This window comes from Stutzerimonas chloritidismutans (assembly GCF_020783375.1).
GTDB lineage: Bacteria > Pseudomonadota > Gammaproteobacteria > Pseudomonadales > Pseudomonadaceae > Stutzerimonas > Stutzerimonas kunmingensis.
The window spans coordinates 3,347,212-3,363,920 of the sequence record NZ_CP086067.1; the positions used below are offsets into that span (position 1 = coordinate 3,347,212).

General features: G+C 64.2%; 18 protein-coding genes and 1 riboswitch. Of the genes, 8 read left to right on the forward strand and 10 right to left on the reverse strand.

The annotated features are described in order from the left end of the window. Positions 1-118: 118 nt before the first annotated feature. The 4 genes from LLJ08_RS15575 to LLJ08_RS15590 form a co-directional block, all read right to left on the reverse strand. Entirely contained in the window at positions 119-772 is a 654-nt protein-coding gene (locus tag LLJ08_RS15575; RefSeq protein ID WP_003302724.1) for a YiaD family glycine zipper/OmpA-like lipoprotein, read from the reverse strand. A 138-nt stretch (positions 773-910) separates the two neighbouring features. After that, the gene (locus LLJ08_RS15580; RefSeq protein ID WP_041014793.1) at positions 911-1,555 is read right to left on the reverse strand and encodes an MBL fold metallo-hydrolase; all 645 of its coding nucleotides are present in this window, start codon (positions 1,553-1,555) and stop codon (positions 911-913) included. Between the two features lie 215 nt (positions 1,556-1,770). Continuing rightward, positions 1,771-3,456, reverse strand: coding sequence for a fatty acid--CoA ligase (locus LLJ08_RS15585; protein ID WP_228207427.1), 1,686 nt, complete (start codon positions 3,454-3,456; stop codon positions 1,771-1,773). 106 nt (positions 3,457-3,562) lie between these two features. Further along, positions 3,563-4,192 (reverse strand): LysE family translocator, encoded by a 630-nt coding sequence (locus tag LLJ08_RS15590; RefSeq protein WP_125862214.1) that lies wholly within the window; start codon positions 4,190-4,192, stop codon positions 3,563-3,565. Positions 4,193-4,260: 68 nt separating this feature from the next. Here LLJ08_RS15590 and LLJ08_RS15595 point away from each other — a divergent pair, with 68 nt between their 5' ends. The 4 genes from LLJ08_RS15595 to LLJ08_RS15610 all read left to right on the forward strand — a co-directional run bounded on the left by LLJ08_RS15595 (position 4,261) and on the right by LLJ08_RS15610 (position 7,680). Beyond that, a complete protein-coding gene (locus LLJ08_RS15595; protein ID WP_023444179.1) occupies positions 4,261-5,220 on the forward strand; it encodes a 2-hydroxyacid dehydrogenase in 960 nt (319 codons plus the stop codon). 84 nt (positions 5,221-5,304) lie between these two features. Further along, complete coding sequence (locus LLJ08_RS15600) at positions 5,305-6,303, forward strand: class I SAM-dependent methyltransferase (protein WP_228207428.1); 999 nt, start codon at positions 5,305-5,307, stop codon at positions 6,301-6,303. A gap of 54 nt (positions 6,304-6,357) precedes the next feature. Beyond that, a riboswitch (yybP-ykoY riboswitch) is annotated at positions 6,358-6,474 on the forward strand. Positions 6,475-6,564: 90 nt separating this feature from the next. Next, positions 6,565-7,152, forward strand: a complete 588-nt coding sequence (locus LLJ08_RS15605; RefSeq protein ID WP_014821310.1) for a TMEM165/GDT1 family protein — start codon at positions 6,565-6,567, stop codon at positions 7,150-7,152. Positions 7,153-7,236: 84 nt separating this feature from the next. After that, positions 7,237-7,680: an ester cyclase gene (locus LLJ08_RS15610; protein WP_042928507.1), complete on the forward strand. Its 444-nt coding sequence runs from the start codon at positions 7,237-7,239 to the stop codon at positions 7,678-7,680. A 22-nt stretch (positions 7,681-7,702) separates the two neighbouring features. Here LLJ08_RS15610 and LLJ08_RS15615 read toward each other — a convergent pair whose 3' ends face one another. Next, entirely contained in the window at positions 7,703-8,521 is an 819-nt protein-coding gene (locus tag LLJ08_RS15615) for a M48 family metallopeptidase (protein ID WP_104098474.1), read from the reverse strand. Positions 8,522-8,843: 322 nt separating this feature from the next. Here LLJ08_RS15615 and LLJ08_RS15620 point away from each other — a divergent pair, with 322 nt between their 5' ends. Next, the gene (locus LLJ08_RS15620) at positions 8,844-10,973 is read left to right on the forward strand and encodes a methyl-accepting chemotaxis protein (protein ID WP_228207429.1); all 2,130 of its coding nucleotides are present in this window, start codon (positions 8,844-8,846) and stop codon (positions 10,971-10,973) included. 21 nt (positions 10,974-10,994) lie between these two features. On the opposite strand, the gene LLJ08_RS15625 is transcribed toward LLJ08_RS15620, so the two are convergent. From LLJ08_RS15625 to LLJ08_RS15635, 3 genes are read right to left on the reverse strand one after another with little or no spacing between them, the layout of a single operon-like run. Further along, positions 10,995-11,612: an SOS response-associated peptidase gene (locus tag LLJ08_RS15625; RefSeq protein WP_101274386.1), complete on the reverse strand. Its 618-nt coding sequence runs from the start codon at positions 11,610-11,612 to the stop codon at positions 10,995-10,997. A gap of 11 nt (positions 11,613-11,623) precedes the next feature. Continuing rightward, positions 11,624-11,884, reverse strand: a complete 261-nt coding sequence (locus LLJ08_RS15630; RefSeq protein ID WP_014821315.1) for a putative signal transducing protein — start codon at positions 11,882-11,884, stop codon at positions 11,624-11,626. Further along, positions 11,884-12,066, reverse strand: coding sequence for a CPXCG motif-containing cysteine-rich protein (locus tag LLJ08_RS15635; RefSeq protein WP_003302744.1), 183 nt, complete (start codon positions 12,064-12,066; stop codon positions 11,884-11,886). Before LLJ08_RS15635 ends, LLJ08_RS15630 begins: the two co-directional genes overlap by 1 nt. A 238-nt stretch (positions 12,067-12,304) precedes the next feature. On the opposite strand from LLJ08_RS15635, the gene LLJ08_RS15640 reads away from it, so the two are divergent. Then, positions 12,305-13,471 carry a 1-acyl-sn-glycerol-3-phosphate acyltransferase gene (locus tag LLJ08_RS15640; RefSeq protein ID WP_228207430.1) on the forward strand — a complete coding sequence of 389 codons (1,167 nt, stop codon included), beginning with the start codon at positions 12,305-12,307 and terminating at the stop codon, positions 13,469-13,471. A gap of 56 nt (positions 13,472-13,527) precedes the next feature. Here LLJ08_RS15640 and LLJ08_RS15645 read toward each other — a convergent pair whose 3' ends face one another. Next, positions 13,528-13,800 (reverse strand): hypothetical protein, encoded by a 273-nt coding sequence (locus tag LLJ08_RS15645; protein WP_090519216.1) that lies wholly within the window; start codon positions 13,798-13,800, stop codon positions 13,528-13,530. A gap of 388 nt (positions 13,801-14,188) precedes the next feature. Here LLJ08_RS15645 and LLJ08_RS15650 point away from each other — a divergent pair, with 388 nt between their 5' ends. Further along, the gene (locus LLJ08_RS15650; RefSeq protein ID WP_041014802.1) at positions 14,189-15,538 is read left to right on the forward strand and encodes a DUF1329 domain-containing protein; all 1,350 of its coding nucleotides are present in this window, start codon (positions 14,189-14,191) and stop codon (positions 15,536-15,538) included. 142 nt (positions 15,539-15,680) lie between these two features. Here LLJ08_RS15650 and LLJ08_RS15655 read toward each other — a convergent pair whose 3' ends face one another. Further along, positions 15,681-16,265 carry a YajG family lipoprotein gene (locus LLJ08_RS15655; RefSeq protein ID WP_014821319.1) on the reverse strand — a complete coding sequence of 195 codons (585 nt, stop codon included), beginning with the start codon at positions 16,263-16,265 and terminating at the stop codon, positions 15,681-15,683. A gap of 167 nt (positions 16,266-16,432) precedes the next feature. On the opposite strand from LLJ08_RS15655, the gene LLJ08_RS15660 reads away from it, so the two are divergent. Then, positions 16,433-16,624 carry a hypothetical protein gene (locus LLJ08_RS15660; protein WP_023444170.1) on the forward strand — a complete coding sequence of 64 codons (192 nt, stop codon included), beginning with the start codon at positions 16,433-16,435 and terminating at the stop codon, positions 16,622-16,624. Positions 16,625-16,709 lie beyond the last annotated feature (85 nt).

Sequence of the window (16,709 nt, forward strand, 5' to 3'; positions counted from 1 at the left end):
TATCGAATGTCAGATACGAATAGCGCAGAGAGGTTCAATGGAAGCAGAGATAAACGGAATTATGGCGTCTGAATTTCGACGTCCGCGAGGCCGCTGCAGCCCCGCGGCCTATGAATGCTTACAACGGACGCAGGTTGATCTCGACGCGGCGGTTCTGCGCGCGACCGGCAGCTGTATCGTTGCTGGCGATCGGCTGGCTGGGGCCGGCACCGTAGGAAGAAATCCGCGAAGCGGCCACACCATTGCCGACCAGGTAGGAAGCAACACTCTGGGCGCGGCGGTTGGACAGGTCCTGGTTCAGCTGCAGGGAGCCGGTGCTGTCGGTGTGGCCGACGATATCGACGCCGTTCTTGTTGAACTCCTTGAACACCTGCACCAGGGAATTCAGCGTCGGGTAGAAGCTGCTGGAGATATCCGCCGAGTTGCTGGCGAAGGTGATGTTGCCGGGCATGATCAGCGTCAGGTTGTCACCATTGCGCTGAACCTGAACACCGGTGCCCTGCAGCGTCTGGCGCAGCTTGGCCTCCTGGGTGTCGACGTAGTAGCCATAGCCACCGGCAGCCGCACCACCGACCGCTGCACCGATCAACGCGCCCTTGGTGCGATCCTTCTTGCTCGAGGTCGCCGCACCGATGACGGCGCCACTGACGGCGCCGATACCACCGTAAACGCCGGCCTTGCCGGCTTGCTGCTCGCCAGTGTAGGGATTGGTGGTGCATCCCACCAGCAGAGCGACGCTCGCTGCGAGGGCGGTCATGTTCAGCATTTTCATAGTTACTTCCTTCTCTCGTCGGTTACCAGGGCAGTCCCCAGCCCTTGCGAGCGCGGCCCTGAATGCGGCGCTAGAGTACCATCGGTCACCGCCAGGGATAGGAACCGTGCAGCAGAACCCGGCCAACGGCACCCCGGTTCAGGCCCGGACGAAAGGATTCTCGCGCATTTCGTCCCCCAGCCGCGTATCCGGGCCGTGGCCGGTCACCACGGTTGCGTCTTCATCCAGCGAGTAGAGCCGCTGCTTGATGGAGCGCTCGATGGTGGCGTAGTCACCACCCCACAGATCGGTGCGCCCGATGCCGCGGCGGAACAGGGTGTCACCCGCGATCAGCAATTTGGCGTCGGCGAACCAGAAGCTCATGGATCCCGGCGTATGCCCCGGCGTGTGCAATGCCACGCCACAGCCACAGGCCAGCTCCTCATCGTCGCTCAGCCACTGATCCGGCGCTGGCACCGGACGGTAAGGCACGCCGAACATGCGGCACTGCATCTCCAGGTTGTCCCAGAGCACCTGATCGGCCTTGTGCAGATGGAGCGTGGCGCCGGTCTTTTCCTTCATCGAGCCGGATGCGAGGAAGTGGTCCAGGTGCGCATGGGTATGGATGATGCTCACCACCTTCAGGCCATGGGCGTCGAGTCGCGCCATGATCAGTTCAGGATCGCCACCCGGATCGACCACGATGGCTTTCTTGCTGACAGGATCGCCAATGATCGTGCAGTTGCACTGCAAAGGGCCGACGGGGAAGGTTTCGCGAATCAGCATCGGTTGGGTGGCAGCCATGACGTCCTCGGGTGCTTGGCAATCTCTCGCTGCGCGGGCGCGCAGGGAGGGCAGCTTGCCGAGTGGGCAGGCTTCAGGCAACTGCCGGGATCGACATCGATGAATGCCCGCCGCGATGGTTCAGGCCGATCGCGACGGTGATCACCCGGTATCAGGGCGCCCGGCAAATCCGTGGACGGCCCCTACCGGGCGTTGAGCCGATACGCGACCTCGGTTCAGCTGAGCGAGGTCTGCTCGGCGCTCCCCTCTTTCTGCCAATGCGCGATTTCGCTGCGGATGCGCTTCTTGTCCAGCTTGCCGACGCTGGTCTTGGGAATCTCGCTGACCACCGCGATCTGCTGCGGGATCGCCCACTTGTTGATGTGCCCCTCGGCCACCGCCGGCTCAAGGAAGGTCTGCAAGTCGGCAGCGCTCAGTTCGCGGCCTTCGCCCAGCACCACCAGGGCAAAGGGTCGCTCACCCCAGCGCTCGTCCGGCACACCAACCACGGCGACATCGCGCACCGCCTCATGACGGCTGATCAGCCCTTCAAGGGTGAGGGAGGACAGCCATTCACCACCGGTCTTGATCACGTCCTTGATGCGGTCGCGAATCTCGATATTGGCCATCTCGTCGATGACCGCGACGTCGCCGGTGTGCAGCCAGCCATCAGCCCACAGCTCTTCGCTCTTCTCCGGCTCGTTGTAATAGCCCTGGGTCAGCCAGGGTGCACGCAGCACCAGCTCGCCCTGGGAGCTTCCATCCGCCGGCAGGAAGCTGCCGTCCGCCGCCTGAATCGCCGCATCGACCAGCACCACCGGGACGCCGGCCTTGAGGTGGAAGGTACTGCGGGTGTCTTCATCGGCCTCGAGCAGCTCGTCGTTGATGTGCGCGCCGGAGATCAGCGGGCAGGTCTCGGACATGCCGTAGGCAGCGATCAGGTTCATGCCACGGGCCTTGGCCTGGTCATACAGGCCGCGGGTCAGCGCACTGCCGCCAATGGTGATCTTCCAGCCCTTGAAATCGGTGCCCTGCGCCGCCTTGGCGTTGAGCAGCATCTGCACGATGGTCGGCACGCAATGGGAGAAAGTCACCTGCTCACGGCGCCACAGGTCGATCAGGTACTCGGGATCGTAGCGCCCGGGATAGACCTGCTTAAGGCCGAGCATGGTGGCGACGTAGGGCAAACCCCAGGCATGCACATGGAACATCGGCGTGATCGGCATATAGACGTCGTCCGAGCCCATCAGCCGAGGATTCTCCCGGCAGCCGACCGTCACTGCCGCAGCCAGGGTGTGCAGCACCAGCTGGCGATGGGTGAAGTAGACGCCCTTGGGGTTGCCGGTGGTGCCGGTGGTGTAGAAGGTCGTGGCGACCGAGTCCTCGTCGAAATCCGGAAAGTCGTAGCTCGGCTCGGCGGCAGCCAGCAGGCTTTCGTACTCCCCGACGCAATCCGGCAGGCCGGCGTCGTGCACGTCGCCATCGGTGAGCAGCAGCGTCTTCTGCACGGTGGTCAGCTGCCCGGCAATCGCCTGGTACAGCGGCACGAACTCGCTGTTGACCAGCACGAAGCGGTCATCGGCGTGGTTCATGGTGTAGAGGATCTGGTCCGGCGAGAGGCGCACGTTGATGGTATGCACCACGGCGCCGATCATCGGGATGGCGAACATGCATTCCAGATAGCGGTGGCTGTCCCAGTCCATCACCGCCACGGTGTCACCTGCCTTGACGCCGGCTGCAGTCAGCACGTTGGCCAACCGCGCGACACGTTGATTCAGGGTGCGGTAGTCGTAACGCAGCTGGTCACGGTAGACGATCTCGCGGGTGCGCTCGTAGCGCACGCCGGACAACAGCAGGCGCTTGATCAGCAGAGGGTACTGGTAAGCGTTCGCCGCGGGCTTGATGACACGGGTCTGCAGCATGAGGGGCATCCTGTTCTTGTTGGAGTTGTAAACAGCACTCTAGAGCGTCCGCCCCCAGGCAAAATCAGTCCAAAGGATTATTTTCCGCGCACCTCGTTTCAGCGTGTTAACCGATCTCGCTTACCGCCAGGCGTACACCAAGGCCGATCAGCACGGCGCCGGTCAGCCTGTCGAACCAGTGGCCCATTCGCGCAAACCCAGCACGCACGCGGCCTCGGCTGAACAGCCAGGCCACCAGCAGAAACCACAGCGCGGTGGCACCGGCGAGGTAGACGCCGTAACCGGCCTGCACCCACAGTGGCGTATCGGCGCTGATCACGACCGTGAATAGCGAGAGGAAGAACAGCGTGGCCTTGGGATTCAGGCCATTGGTGACGAAGCCGACGACGAACGCCTGCCAGGGTGAGCGATCCGACGTGGTGCCGACCTCGTCTGCCGTATCCAGGCTCATGGGTCGTGCACGCAGCGCGCGCCAGCCGAGATAGAGCAGATAGCCTGCAGCCAGCCACTTGAAGAGGTTGAACAGCACAATCGACTGCGAGACGATCAGGCCGATGCCGAGCAGGGAATAGGCGACGTGGACGAATATCCCGCAGCCGACGCCCAGCGCCGTCCAGCTTCCGATACGGCGTCCCTGGGTCACGCTTTCGCGGACCACCACCGCGAAATCCGGTCCCGGGCTGGCCACCGCGAGCAGATGCACCAGCGCCACGGTCATAAATTCCATCCAGTACACAATCCAGTCTCCACGCAATGCCGGGCTTCATTGTCGATCAGCCCCGGCTTCTTCGAAAGGTACAGTTGATGTCCAGTCGCGCCGTTTTCCTCGATCTTTCTCCACTCGAACAAGGCGACCTCGATCTGACCCCGCTGCAGGACGCGTTCAGCGAACTCGTGTGTCATGAGCAAAGCACAGCGGATCAGATTGTCGAGCGTCTGCGTGGCGCGCAGGTGGCCATCGTCAACAAGGTCGCGCTGAGTGCAGACACCCTGGCGGCCTGCCCCGATCTCAAGCTGATCCTGGTCTCTGCCACCGGAGTCAACAACATCGACCTGCAGGCCGCTGGCGAGCGCGGCATCGTGGTCTGCAACTGCCAGGCCTACGGCACCCCGACCGTGGCCCAGCACACCTTGATGTTGCTGCTGGCACTGGCCACGCGCCTGCCCGACTACCAAGCGGCCGTCGCCCGCGGCCGCTGGCAGGAAAGCGGTCAGTTCTGCCTGCTGGACTTTCCCATCGTCGAGCTGGAAGGCAAGACCCTCGGCCTGCTCGGCCACGGCGAACTCGGCAGCGCGGTGTCGCGACTGGCCGAGGCGTTTGGCATGCGCGTGCTGGTCGGCAACCTGCCGGGACGGCCGAAGCGCCCGGAACGCCTGGATCTGGACGAACTGCTGCCCCAGGTGGACGCATTGACGCTGCACTGCCCGCTGACGGAGCAGACGCGCAATCTAATCGGTGCGCGCGAGCTGCAGCTGATGAAGCCGAGCGCGTTCCTGATCAACGCCGCCCGTGGTGGCCTGGTCGACGAGCAGGCACTGGCCGATGCCCTGCGCCGCGGTCACTTGGGTGGTGCCGCCACCGACGTTCTGACCAGCGAGCCGCCGAGCGACGACAACCCGCTGCTGGACCCGAGCCTGCCACGCCTGATCATCACCCCACACAGCGCTTGGGGCAGCCGCGAGGCGCGCCAGCGCATCGTCGGGCAGCTCGCCGAGAATGCAACGGCGTTCTTTGCCGGCGCGCCGATTCGGCAGGTGAACTGAGCACCGGCCCAGGGGCTGGGCGTCCCGGCTTGCGAGAAAACGCCGATAGCCCCTAAGCTCCCCGACTTTTTCCGGGAGACGCCAATGGACCCTCGAAGCGAAGTGCTGCTGCGTCAGGCCGAGCTGTTTCAAGGCCGGCTGCTGCTGGCCGGGCCGCCCGCCGACGACCTGCTGGGTCAGCTCCCCGCCGCGGTTGGCTGGAGCTGGCATGCGGGCGAGCAGCAATTGCTGGACCGGCGCTTCGGTGGGCGTTGCAGCTTTGGCGTCGCACCGGTACCGGGCGAGTTCGACGCCGCCGTACTGTTCCTGCCGAAATCCCGCGAGCTCACCGACTATCTGCTGCAAACGCTGGCGGCGCGCCTCAACGGACGGCCGCTGTATCTGGTCGGCGAGAAACGTGCCGGCGTCGAGCGCGCCGCCAGGCAACTGGCCGGGTTCGGCCGCGCGCGCAAGCTCGACAGCGCCCGCCACTGCCAGCTCTGGCAGGTAATGGTCGAGCAGGTACCTGCTGCTCCCGAACTGGACGCCCTGGCGCACCATTTCACCCTTGAGCTGGCGGACGGCCCGTTGCAGGTCATCAGCCTGCCCGGCGTGTTCAGCCATGGTCGCCTGGATGTCGGCAGCGCCCTGCTGCTCGAGCATCTCGATGGCCTTCCAAGTGGGCATGTGCTCGACTTCGGCTGTGGGGCCGGCATTCTCGGCGCCACGCTCAAGCGTCGCTATCCGCAAAGCAATCTGCTGCTGCTGGATGTGGACGCCTTCGCCATCGAGAGCAGCCGCAGGACGCTCGCCGCGAACGGACTCGAAGCTGAAGTGATTGCCGGGGATGGCATCGACGCCGCGCCACGACACCTGGCGGCGATCGTCAGTAACCCGCCGTTCCACCAGGGCGTGCACACCAGCTACCGGGCCAGCGAGGCGCTGATCGAGCACGCGGCCGAGCACCTGGTCAGCGGTGGCGAGCTGCGCCTGGTAGCCAACGCGTTCCTCAGGTATCCCCCCTTGGTCGAGCAGCATCTTGGCCCCTGTCACACGCTCGCCGAGCGCGACGGCTTCCGTATCTACCGCGCCGTGCGCCCCTGATGCCCGCGACCGGCGGTTGCACCGACCGGCCGGTTGCGGCAAACTCGCCGCCGTCCTTGGGGGAGTAGTCTCCGACGAGCGCCCTGCTCGTCCGGCATGCGTCAACATACTTGGTCCGCAGACCATGGCGCATGCGACCGGCCAGCGCGTAACGATACGCCAGGCCAGGTTTGACAAGACCCATGACATGTACACCTGACCCGGGCGGGCAGGCTGCGCATGTCATGGTGAATCTGTCGACCCGCCCTAAAGGAATGCCGCTTGGAATCGTTTTTCGTCCCCACCCTGATCGTTGCGCTCGCCGAAATCGGCGACAAGACGCAGTTGCTCGCGCTGCTGCTGGCGGCGCGTTATCGGCGACCGTGGCCGATAATCTGGGGCATCGTCGTCGCCACACTGGCCAACCATGCCGCCGCCGGCGCGGTCGGAAGCTGGGTATCGAGCCTGCTTTCGCCGGTGGCGCTGAGCTGGATACTGGCGGCAAGCTTCGCCGCGGTCGCGCTGTGGACGCTGGTGCCGGACAAACTGGATGACGACGACGCCAAGCTGGGCCGCGCCTACGGCCCCTTCGTCGCGACAACGATCGCCTTCTTCATTGCCGAGATGGGCGACAAGACCCAGGTCGCGACGGTGATGCTCGCCGCACAGTATCCGGAATTCATTCTGGTCATCCTCGGCACCACAGTCGGCATGCTGCTGGCCAACGTTCCGGTGGTGCTGATCAGCCACTTCGCCGCCGACCGCCTGCCGTTGACGCTGATCCGCCGAGTCGCCGCGGCCGGCTTTGCCGCACTCGCGCTGTACGCCGGCTATCAGGCGCTGTCCATGAGCACGATTGTCTCAGGCTGATACCCAGCGCAAATCTGCGCCACCGGGGAGCTGATAGAGTGCGCTACCGCAGCGCACATCAGCGCCCCGAGGAGATCAGGCTGCATGTCAGCGGATGGACGCAAGAAACGAGTCTGCAACCATATCGATCTGAGCTGGAACAAGGGCCGCCTGGCCCTTTCCGAACAGATGCAGAGCAAGTATTTCGCCTACAAGGGCTCATTCATTGGCCAGCCGCTGAACAGCGCAGGTTTCGCCGATCTCGTGCGCAATGTGCGTACGGCCATGCCGGATCTGGAAGTGGTGGTGGATGAGTGCATCTGCGAGGGCCACAAGGTGGTCACCTCAAGCACTGTGATGGGAACGCTGGCGACGCCGCTGTTCGGCTACTCGGTCGCCGACAAGATTCTCGCCATTGCCGTGATGAGCGTCTGGACGCTGAACCCGGCTGGCGATATCGAGGAAATTCACACGCTCATCGACCTCGAAGGCGTACATCAGCAACTGGGTATCGAGACACCCCTTTCGACGCTGCTGTCGCCGGCCTGAACGGCCGGCGACAGGTCATCGCTCAACGGCCGCTGCGGGCCTGCTCGTAGAGCGGCATCACTTTAGGAATATTCGTCTTCAACGCCGCGGTGCGGGTGGTGGACGACGGGTGCGTGCTCATGAACTCGGGCGGTGCCGAACCACCGGCCGAAGCCATCTTCTCCCACAGCGTGATCGCTGCATTCGGGTTGTAGCCCGCGCGCGCCGCGAGTTCCAGGCCGATCAGATCCGCTTCGTTCTCGTTGCCGCGACTGTTGGGCAGCGTCATCAGATATTCCACACCCATGTTCGCCAGCTGCAGGCCGCCGGTACCGACGCCCATGGCCGACCCCAGCTGCGTCGCCATCTGCACGCCATAGGCCTTGGACATGGCTTCGCGGCCGTGCTCGCGCAATGCGTGGGCGATCTCGTGGCCCATCACGGCCGCGATCTCGTCGTCGGTGAGCTTCAGCTTCTCGATCAGGCCGGTGTAGAAGATGATCTTGCCGCCCGGGCCGCAGTTGGCGTTAAGCTCCGGGCTGTCGATGACGTTGACCTGCCAGTCCCATTGCGTGGCATCGGGACGGAATACTCCGACCTTGGCGATCAGCCGCTGGGCAATACCGTTGACCCGCTTGGTGATTGCGCTGTTTTTCTCCAGCACACCCTTGCTTGACGCCGCACTGAGCGTCTCTTGATAAGACTGGGCGTACATCTGGTTGACCTGCTCGGTCGACAGCATGCTGAACATGTACTGCTTGCGGTCGACGCCTACGGCGCCGCCGCTGGTGGTGTTGACGGCCTGACAGCCCGCCAGCACGGCAGCGGCGACCAACAGCGACAATCTATGCGGCTTGAACATCGAGTCTCTCCGGAAAACCTGCGCCGTATCCTAGGGTCTGTTCCCGTTTCGTCGCAAGCCACGTTGCTGCGCCAAATGGCGCCATGGCCGGGCGGCGTTCCGCAGGTGCGGGACGCAGGTAATGGTGGTTCCCTTGCCAAGTCCCGCAACGCCGCATGGCGCCATTTGCCGCGCAACCCGCAGGGTCGGGCGGCGCGGCCGCGTACGAAACGGGAACAGCCCCTATCGCGGACCCACCTGTCAGGCAACCGAACGTACCGCTGCAGTTGTCGCAAAACCTGCCGATAGCCTCCTTATCCGCTGCGCAATTGGAGTTCCGCACATGTTCAGATCCATCCAGACCGCCTTCGCCGCATTGGCCGGCGCCTGCACCCTGGCCGTGATCGCCGCACTTCTGCTGTACGCGATGGTTTCCGGAATGCGCAGCCAGGCGCTGGTCGAGGAGCGGACCCGTTCGCTGATCGACGGCATGGTCGAGCAGCGCGTCACTGCCCTCGCCCAGACCCAGGTCAGTCGCATCCAGGCACAACTCCAGGCCCCCCTGCAGATCGCCACCGGCCTCGCTCGAGTACACACCCTGACCGGCCTCAGCGATGACGAAGGGATGCCGATGGCCAACCTGACGCGCGAAGAGCTGATCAATCTGGCGCGACAGACCCTGCTCGAGAACCCCAATCTGACCAGCACCTACATCGCCTGGGAGCCCAACGGCGTGGACGTCAACGACGTCATGTACCGCGGCGACGCCCCGGGCATGGTCGACGGCCGCTTCGCCAGCTGGATCTACCGCGACGCCAGCGGCCAGATGGTGGTCGACAAGCTCACCGACATCGAGGACACCCGCCTGCTGGAAACCGGCGTGCGCGCCGGCGAGTACTACCTCTGCCCGCGCGAGCAGCTCAAGCCCTGCGTAGGCGATCCAGCACCCTACGAGATGAATGGCAAGACGTCGCTGCTGTCGTCGTTCAATGCGCCGATCATAATCGAGGGCAAGTTCCACGGTATCGTCGGCGCGGACATCAGCGTCGACTTCATCCAACAGCTGCTGAGCGAGGCCAACGCCCAGCTCTACGGTGGCGTCGGCCAGATCGCGCTGATCTCCAACAACGGCCGCCTTGCCGCCTACAGCCGCGACACCAGCCTTATCGGCAAGCCCGCCGCACAGATACTCGACGCCGAGGAGCAGGCACTGGTCAAGCAGTTGCCGGCCGGTCAGACCCACTATCGAATCGATCAGGCCCGTGGCCGCGTCGCGCTGTTCCTGCCGTTTTCCTTTGCCGGCACCGAAGCCCGCTGGGTGCTGATGCTGGAGCTGCCGACCGCCGAGGTGATGAAGGAGCTGGACCAGTTGATGGTCGCCCTCGCCGACGAAAGCCGCAGCAGCCTTGCCACCATGCTCGTCATCGGTGTGCTGATCGGCCTTGCCGGTCTGCTGGCGATCTGGCTGATCAGCCGCCGCATCACCCGCCCGCTGCGCGAAATGGTGGTCATGCTGGACAACATCGGCCAGGGCGAAGGCGACCTGACCCAGCGCCTGAACATCGACAGTAGCAACGAGCTAGGCCAGATCGCCGCCGGTTTCAACGCCTTCCTCGCGCGCCTGCAGGGCATGATCGGCGAGGTCGTCAGCTCGGTGCAGAAAGTGAGCGATGCCTCCGAGCACACCGCCGACATCGCCATCCGCACCGACAAGGGCGTGCAGACCCAGCTGGCGGAAATCGAATTGGTGGCCACTGCCGTGCACGAAATGACAGCCACCGCCCAGGACGTGGCGCGCAACGCGACCCAGGCCGCCGAAGCCGCCAACAATGCCGATCGCGCGGCCAATCAGGGCCGGCACATCGTGCAGGACACCGGCTCGACCATCACCGAACTGGCCGACGAGATCGGCCGCGCGGTGGAGGTGGTGCAGACCCTGGCCCGCGACAGCGAGAACATCGACGCGATCTTGGTGACCATTCGCAGCATTGCCGAGCAAACCAACCTGCTCGCCCTCAACGCGGCAATCGAGGCGGCCCGCGCCGGCGAGCAGGGACGCGGCTTCGCCGTCGTGGCCGACGAGGTCCGCAACCTGGCGCAGAAGACGCAGCAGGCGACCGGCGAGATCCAGCAGATGATCCAGCAGCTGCAGAACGGCACGCGGGATGTGGTGCAGGTGATGGAGCAGAGCCAGAGCCGCACCCAGCGCAGCGTCGAGCAGGCGGATGCGGCGGCCGAGGCGCTGCAGGCGATCACCCAGGCGGTCTCGCTGATTAACGACATGAACAACCAGATCGCCAGTGCCGCCGAGGAGCAGAGCGCGGTGGCCGAAGACATCAACCGCAACGTCACCAACATCGGTCAGGTCGCGCAGGAAGTTGCCGGTGGCGCCGAGGAAGCCAGCCAGGCCAGTGCCGGGTTGACGCGCCTGGCCGAACAGCAGCGTCGCCTGATCAACCAGTTCAGGGTGTGACGACGACGCAGCCGCGCCGGTTCACGCCGGCGTGAGGCACTCCGGCCCGTCGATACGCGGGTCATTCACCACGGTTGCCAGTGGCCGCTCACGCAAGGCTGGCTGAGGCTGGGCCAGCAGCGCCTGCAAAGTCTCGAGCGGTGTTTCGGGATCGAGCCAGGCGGCCTGCCCGGCTTCATCAAGCATCAGTGGTCGACGCAGCGTAGCCGCGGGCAGCGTCACCACGGCGGCGCTCAGATACGTATGACCCTGTACCGGATAGGCTTCCCAGAGTGCGGCGAAATAGCCGAGCGAGCCTTCGCTGGTCATCCAGTACGGGCGCTTGCGCGCCGAGCCACGCCATTCGTAGAAGCCGTTGGCCGGCAGCAACCCGCGCCGCTGGCGAAACGCCTCGCGGAACATAGGCTGTTCGCTGATGGTTTCTGCCCGGGCCTGGGCAGGGGTGCGCGTCAGATCGGTAAGCCAGGCCGGGGTCAGCCCCCAGCGCACGCGGCTGAGCTGCAACTGCGCATCGACCTGACGCAGCAGCAGCACCGAAGCGCCAGGCGCGAGGCTCCAGTGCGGTTGCTGATCAGAGGGGAAGCCGGGCAAGGCAGCGAAGTCCTGGCTCCAGCGGAAAAGGGCATAGCGACCGCACATAAAAAGACTCGTCAGCAGATCAGTTCGCCGGGGTAACTCTCCGGTTCATCGCCCGGCAACGGCTCGGCGCCATTGTACGCAGCGATCAGCTGACGTGCCCGCTCGGCATCCGCATCCGCAACCATCAGTCCGAGCAGCCCGGCCGCCGGCAGCTCGCCCATGGCGCCGATCAGATGACTACCCGCCAGGAATGCCTCGATGCCCTCGGCAATCAACATGCCGCTGAGCATCTCCGCCTCCAGCAGATCGCGCGGCTCGTAGATACGCCGCATCATTCGTCCTCCCCGCGGGTTTCCAGCTGCCACTGTTCACCGTCCGTACGCAGATCGAAGACGATCGGCCGGCAGCACACGGCGCAGTCCTCGATGTACTGCTGATCGCCCGCGCTGAGATCGAGGACGGCCTCGACCGGCTCGCCGCAATAAGGGCAATGAAAGAGCTGTGTTTCCAGCATCAGTCCTCCGCGTGACTTGTCGCTATAATCGCCGTCTTTAAAGGTCGCTGATTCGAACCTTTAGAAGACCGACTCAGTGTGTCCCGCAATTGGGCACCCTGGGCCGCAAGCAGGATTTCACAGGCATGAGGCGAAACGGCCGTTTACTCGATGAGTATGAGCCAGCCGGCTCCGGTCCGTTCCGCAAATTGCCTGCCCATCCGTTGCAGGCCCGTTCCTCGTTTCCTTTACAGAGAGCATGATGGACGAATTCGAAGCCATCCGACCCTACGCCGACGCCGAAGTACCGCTGGTCATGGCGCGCCTGTTCGCCGATCGCGAGTTTCTCGACATTCTGGCGCACTTTCGTTTCCCGCGGCTGGCCGACAGCATGGGCTGGCTGATCAAGCCAGTCATTTCGCGGAGGTTGCGCAAGCAGTTCGCCAGTATCCGCACGGTAGACGCACTGCAGCACAAGATCGAAGCCTACATCGACCGCACGATCGAGCGCGCTACCGACGGCGTGACCTTTTCCGGCCTGGAGCAGCTCCAGCAGGGACGAGCCTATCTGTTCCTGGCCAACCACCGCGACATCGTCATGGACCCGGCGTTCGTCAACTATGCGGTCTATCAGGCCGGCATCCGCACTCCGCGCATCGCCATCGGCGACAACCTGCTGCAGCGCCCCTTCGTCAGCGACCTGATGCGTCTGAACAAGAGCTTCATCGTGCGCCGCTCCATCAGCGGGCGGCGCGAGAAGCTGGCGGCTTACCAGGTGCTGTCGGCGTACATCAACCATTCGATCCGCAACGATGGCGAGTCGGTGTGGATAGCCCAGGCCGAAGGGCGCGCGAAGGATGGGGACGACCGCACCGATTCGGCGATCCTCAAGATGCTGCACATGAGCCGCAAGGACGAGGCGTTCGCGGACGCACTGGCGGCACTGCGCCCGGTGCCGGTGGCGATCAGCTATGAATACGACCCATGCGATCAGGCCAAGGCCCGCGAGCTATACATCCGCGCCACCACCGGCACCTATACCAAGGCACCGGGCGAGGACGACGCGAGCATTGCGCTGGGCATCACCGGCTACAAGGGACGCGTGCACATCGCCTTCGGCACACCCATGGAGCGCGCACCCGAAGATTCCAAGCAGATGGCCCTGGCGCTGGATCGGCAGATTCTGGGCAGCTATCGGCTGTTCCCAGTGCACTACCTCGCGTACCGCCTCTGGGATGACCGTGATCCGGATATCCAGGTGCCCAGCGCCGCCGAGCTGTTCAGTCGCGAGGAAGTGGAGCGCGCCGAAGCCGAATGGAGCAAGCGTCTGGCCGCCTGCCCGAGCGTGCAGCAGCCCTATCTGATTCAGCAGTACGCCATGCCGGTGCGCAATCAGTTCCGGCTCAACGCCGGTCTGGAACCCTGAACCCGAAAGGCCCGCAGTACCTGATCCGCGGGCCCTTCAGCGAATCGAAAACACGTTCAGAGCAGCCGTGAGGCCATCGACAGCCCCAGGCCGAGCAGCAGTCCAGCCCCGCCTACCCTGTTGAACAGCTGATTGACCCGCTGAGTCGCGCCATCGCTCGTCGACGCAGTTTCCAGTGCGGAAGCGACCAGCGGCCGCCGCAGGGCGCGTGTCTCTCGCCACTGCGTCGCCAGTAGCAACCAGCCGCCGCACAGCGCGCACAGCAGCGCCAGCCCGTTAAGAAGCAATGCTGGGGCGATCACCAGCCCCGACTGCGCATGTAACACCATCCAGATTTTCCTCTCTTCGAAGTCGCCCAGGCAGCCGCGTAGTGTATCCAGACGCCCGCCAGGATTCCGAATTCCCCGACGGAGCGATGTCAGCCCCGCACCATTATCAGGCCAGCTTATGACGCGCTCTTCACCGGTCGGCCTTGACTAAAGGTCGGGCGCGCCGTCACCCTCGGCATACCTCGAAACGGCGAAATAGAGCCTGTGCGGGGGCGGCAGCCAAATGCGCTAACGGTCGATGGACAAGCATCCCTTTCCATCGAGCGGTTATCCGCAACCCAGGCGCTGCAGGCACAGCTCTTCAGGCCGAATCACATGGCGCAGCAGCAGCGAGCGCCACGGGGAATCAGCTATTCAGAAATGACAGGACGAGATAATGAAAATAACAATGTTCACAACCGGAGCGCTCACGCTTTCACTGCTGGCCAGTAACGTCATGGCTGCGGTGTCCGAAACCGAGGCGGCCCGCCTCGGCAACGAACTGACGCCGATCGGCGCGGAGAAGTCCGGCAACGCTGCAGGTACCATTCCGGCCTGGACCGGAGGACTGGCTCAGGACGCTGCGGCGGTGACGCCAGACGGTTTCGTCGGCGACCCTTACGCCAGCGACAAGCCGAAGTTCACCATCACGGCGCAGAACTACGAGCAGTACAAGGACAACCTGACGCCTGGGCAGATCGCCATGCTCAAGCGCTATCCGGACAGCTACCGCCTGCCGGTCTACGAGACACGCCGCAGCGCGGCCATGCCCCAGCATGTCTATGACGCCGCCACGCGCAATGCCACGCAGACCAACATGGTCCGCGGCGGCAACGGCCTGGAGAACTTCGAGAAGGCCGTCGCCTTCCCGATTCCCAAGGACGGCCTGGAAGTCGCCTGGAACCACATCACCCGCTACCGCGGCGGCTCGGCGCGGCGAGTGATCGCCCAGGCCACGCCACAGGTGAACGGCAGCTTCAGCCTGGTGAAGTTCGTCGACGAGGTGGTCTACACCGACACCCTGACCGACTACAACCCCGAGAAGCATGGCAACGTGCTGTTCTACTTCAAGCAGCAGGTAACCGAGCCGTCCCGCCTGGCCGGCAACGTGCTGCTGGTACACGAGACCCTCGACCAGGTGAAGGAACCGCGCATGGCGTGGATCTACAACGCCGGCCAGCGCCGTGTACGCCGCGCACCGCAGGTCGCCTATGACGGCCCGGGCACTGCAGCCGACGGCCTGCGCACATCCGACAACCTGGACATGTTCAACGGTGCGCCGGACCGCTACGACTGGAAGCTGATCGGCAAGAAAGAGGTGTACATCCCCTACAACTCCTACCGCCTGGATTCGCCCGAGCTGAAGTACGAAGACATCGTCAAGGCCGGCCATATCAATCAGGATCTGACCCGCTACGAGCTGCACCGCGTATGGGAAGTGGAAGCCACGCTGAAGTCGGGTGAGCGCCACATCTATGCCAAGCGCCACTTCTTCATCGACGAAGACACCTGGCAAGCTGCGGTGATCGACCATTACGACGGCCGCAACCAGCTGTGGCGCGTAGCCGAGGCGCACAGTCTGTACTTCTACAACGTGCAGGTTCCGCTGTACTCGATGGAGACCCTGTACGACCTCATCTCTGGCCGCTACCTGGTCATGGGCATGAAGAACGAAGAGAAGAACCCCTACACCTACAACTACAAGGCCAACTCCAACCAGTACACCCCGGCTGCCCTGCGCAACTCCGGCGTTCGCTGATTCGACTGGCTGCACTCGACGCCCCGCTGATCGTGGGGCGTTTTCGTTTTCCGCCCCGTGAAAACGAAGAAACCCTGCCAGGCTGGGCCATGGCAGGGTTTCGGATCGGCAGGACCGGCGAGTCGTGCGTATCGCTGGCGACTTACTCGGCTAGCAGGCGACCGATGTTGTCGTCGCGGAAGACGCGGGTCAGCGCATCGCTCAACACATCGGTGACCAGCTTGGTGTTGGTCTGCTCGTTAGGCGCCATGCCGAAACGCTGGTTCAGCGAGGCACCATAGCGGCCGTTGTAGCGTTTACCGGCGTTCTGCACTTCGATCTTCAGCGTCGCGCCAATATTGGCCTCGGTCACGTACAGCCCTTCTTTCGGCGACTGGTACTTCAGCTCCGCGAGGGTCAGGGTCAGCTGCGGCGCGTTGTAGGCGTTGGGCGACGGGGTGAAGCCGAGCAGGCGCACCGCCGCTTCGGTCTGGGCCTGCAGCTTGGGTATGACCTTGGCACTTGGCACGATCACCGCGCTGGTTTCCGGGTAAAGGCCGCCGCGGGTGCCAAGGGTCGGCGAGGGGCGCGCATCGACCACGCGCACGACGACCGGCTGGCCCTGGCCGACAGGATTGATGGTGCCATTGAGTTTGGGGTTCGGATCGAGCTGCTGGGGGCTGTGGGCACAGCCTACGAGACTCATTCCAAGAACGGTGACAAAACCGAACAACAGGCGTTGCAGCATGCTGTTTTCTCCAGGTTAGGGGCGACGAGTGCGGCGCAGTATACCCAGCGGTACGACGCGCCGACAGTGATGCGATTCAGACCGATGGCAGTGCTGCGCCGTTCATTTCACGCGGCTGTCATAGAGCCCTGCGATAAGGGAGCATCTCTTCGCCAGGAGTGAAACCCATGCGCCAGATCCTTTCGCTGCTGCGCCGCCGCAAGCCCCGTCATTTCGCCCTGCTCGACGAACAGGGTCGCTGCCGCATGCTGCTGAGCAGTGCCGGCCGGCCCGATGGCGCGAACTGGGTGGAGGTCGAGGAAGCGCGTCTGAGCTGGATTGGCCGGCATCTTCCCACCGACTGCGAACGCGCGGCCTGAGCGGCAACAGGCGCTTTGTTCAGGGCACAAAAAAGCCCCGTAGGTTCGTACGGGGCTTTTCGTTCGAGCCGGGACTGGCCTGCTG

Coding starts and splice junctions, on each gene's coding strand:
- LLJ08_RS15655 (WP_014821319.1), bottom strand. CDS start 16,265: ATGCTGCAACGCCTGTTGTTCGGTTTTGTCACCGTTCTTGGAATGAGT.
- LLJ08_RS15645 (WP_090519216.1), bottom strand. CDS start 13,800: ATGGTGTTACATGCGCAGTCGGGGCTGGTGATCGCCCCAGCATTGCTT.
- LLJ08_RS15615 (WP_104098474.1), bottom strand. CDS start 8,521: ATGTTCAAGCCGCATAGATTGTCGCTGTTGGTCGCCGCTGCCGTGCTG.
- LLJ08_RS15640 (WP_228207430.1), top strand. CDS start 12,305: ATGATGGACGAATTCGAAGCCATCCGACCCTACGCCGACGCCGAAGTA.
- LLJ08_RS15580 (WP_041014793.1), bottom strand. CDS start 1,555: ATGGCTGCCACCCAACCGATGCTGATTCGCGAAACCTTCCCCGTCGGC.
- LLJ08_RS15595 (WP_023444179.1), top strand. CDS start 4,261: ATGTCCAGTCGCGCCGTTTTCCTCGATCTTTCTCCACTCGAACAAGGC.
- LLJ08_RS15575 (WP_003302724.1), bottom strand. CDS start 772: ATGAAAATGCTGAACATGACCGCCCTCGCAGCGAGCGTCGCTCTGCTG.
- LLJ08_RS15630 (WP_014821315.1), bottom strand. CDS start 11,884: ATGCGGCGTATCTACGAGCCGCGCGATCTGCTGGAGGCGGAGATGCTC.
- LLJ08_RS15625 (WP_101274386.1), bottom strand. CDS start 11,612: ATGTGCGGTCGCTATGCCCTTTTCCGCTGGAGCCAGGACTTCGCTGCC.
- LLJ08_RS15635 (WP_003302744.1), bottom strand. CDS start 12,066: ATGCTGGAAACACAGCTCTTTCATTGCCCTTATTGCGGCGAGCCGGTC.
- LLJ08_RS15650 (WP_041014802.1), top strand. CDS start 14,189: ATGTTCACAACCGGAGCGCTCACGCTTTCACTGCTGGCCAGTAACGTC.
- LLJ08_RS15600 (WP_228207428.1), top strand. CDS start 5,305: ATGGACCCTCGAAGCGAAGTGCTGCTGCGTCAGGCCGAGCTGTTTCAA.
- LLJ08_RS15660 (WP_023444170.1), top strand. CDS start 16,433: ATGCGCCAGATCCTTTCGCTGCTGCGCCGCCGCAAGCCCCGTCATTTC.
- LLJ08_RS15610 (WP_042928507.1), top strand. CDS start 7,237: ATGTCAGCGGATGGACGCAAGAAACGAGTCTGCAACCATATCGATCTG.
- LLJ08_RS15585 (WP_228207427.1), bottom strand. CDS start 3,456: ATGCTGCAGACCCGTGTCATCAAGCCCGCGGCGAACGCTTACCAGTAC.
- LLJ08_RS15620 (WP_228207429.1), top strand. CDS start 8,844: ATGTTCAGATCCATCCAGACCGCCTTCGCCGCATTGGCCGGCGCCTGC.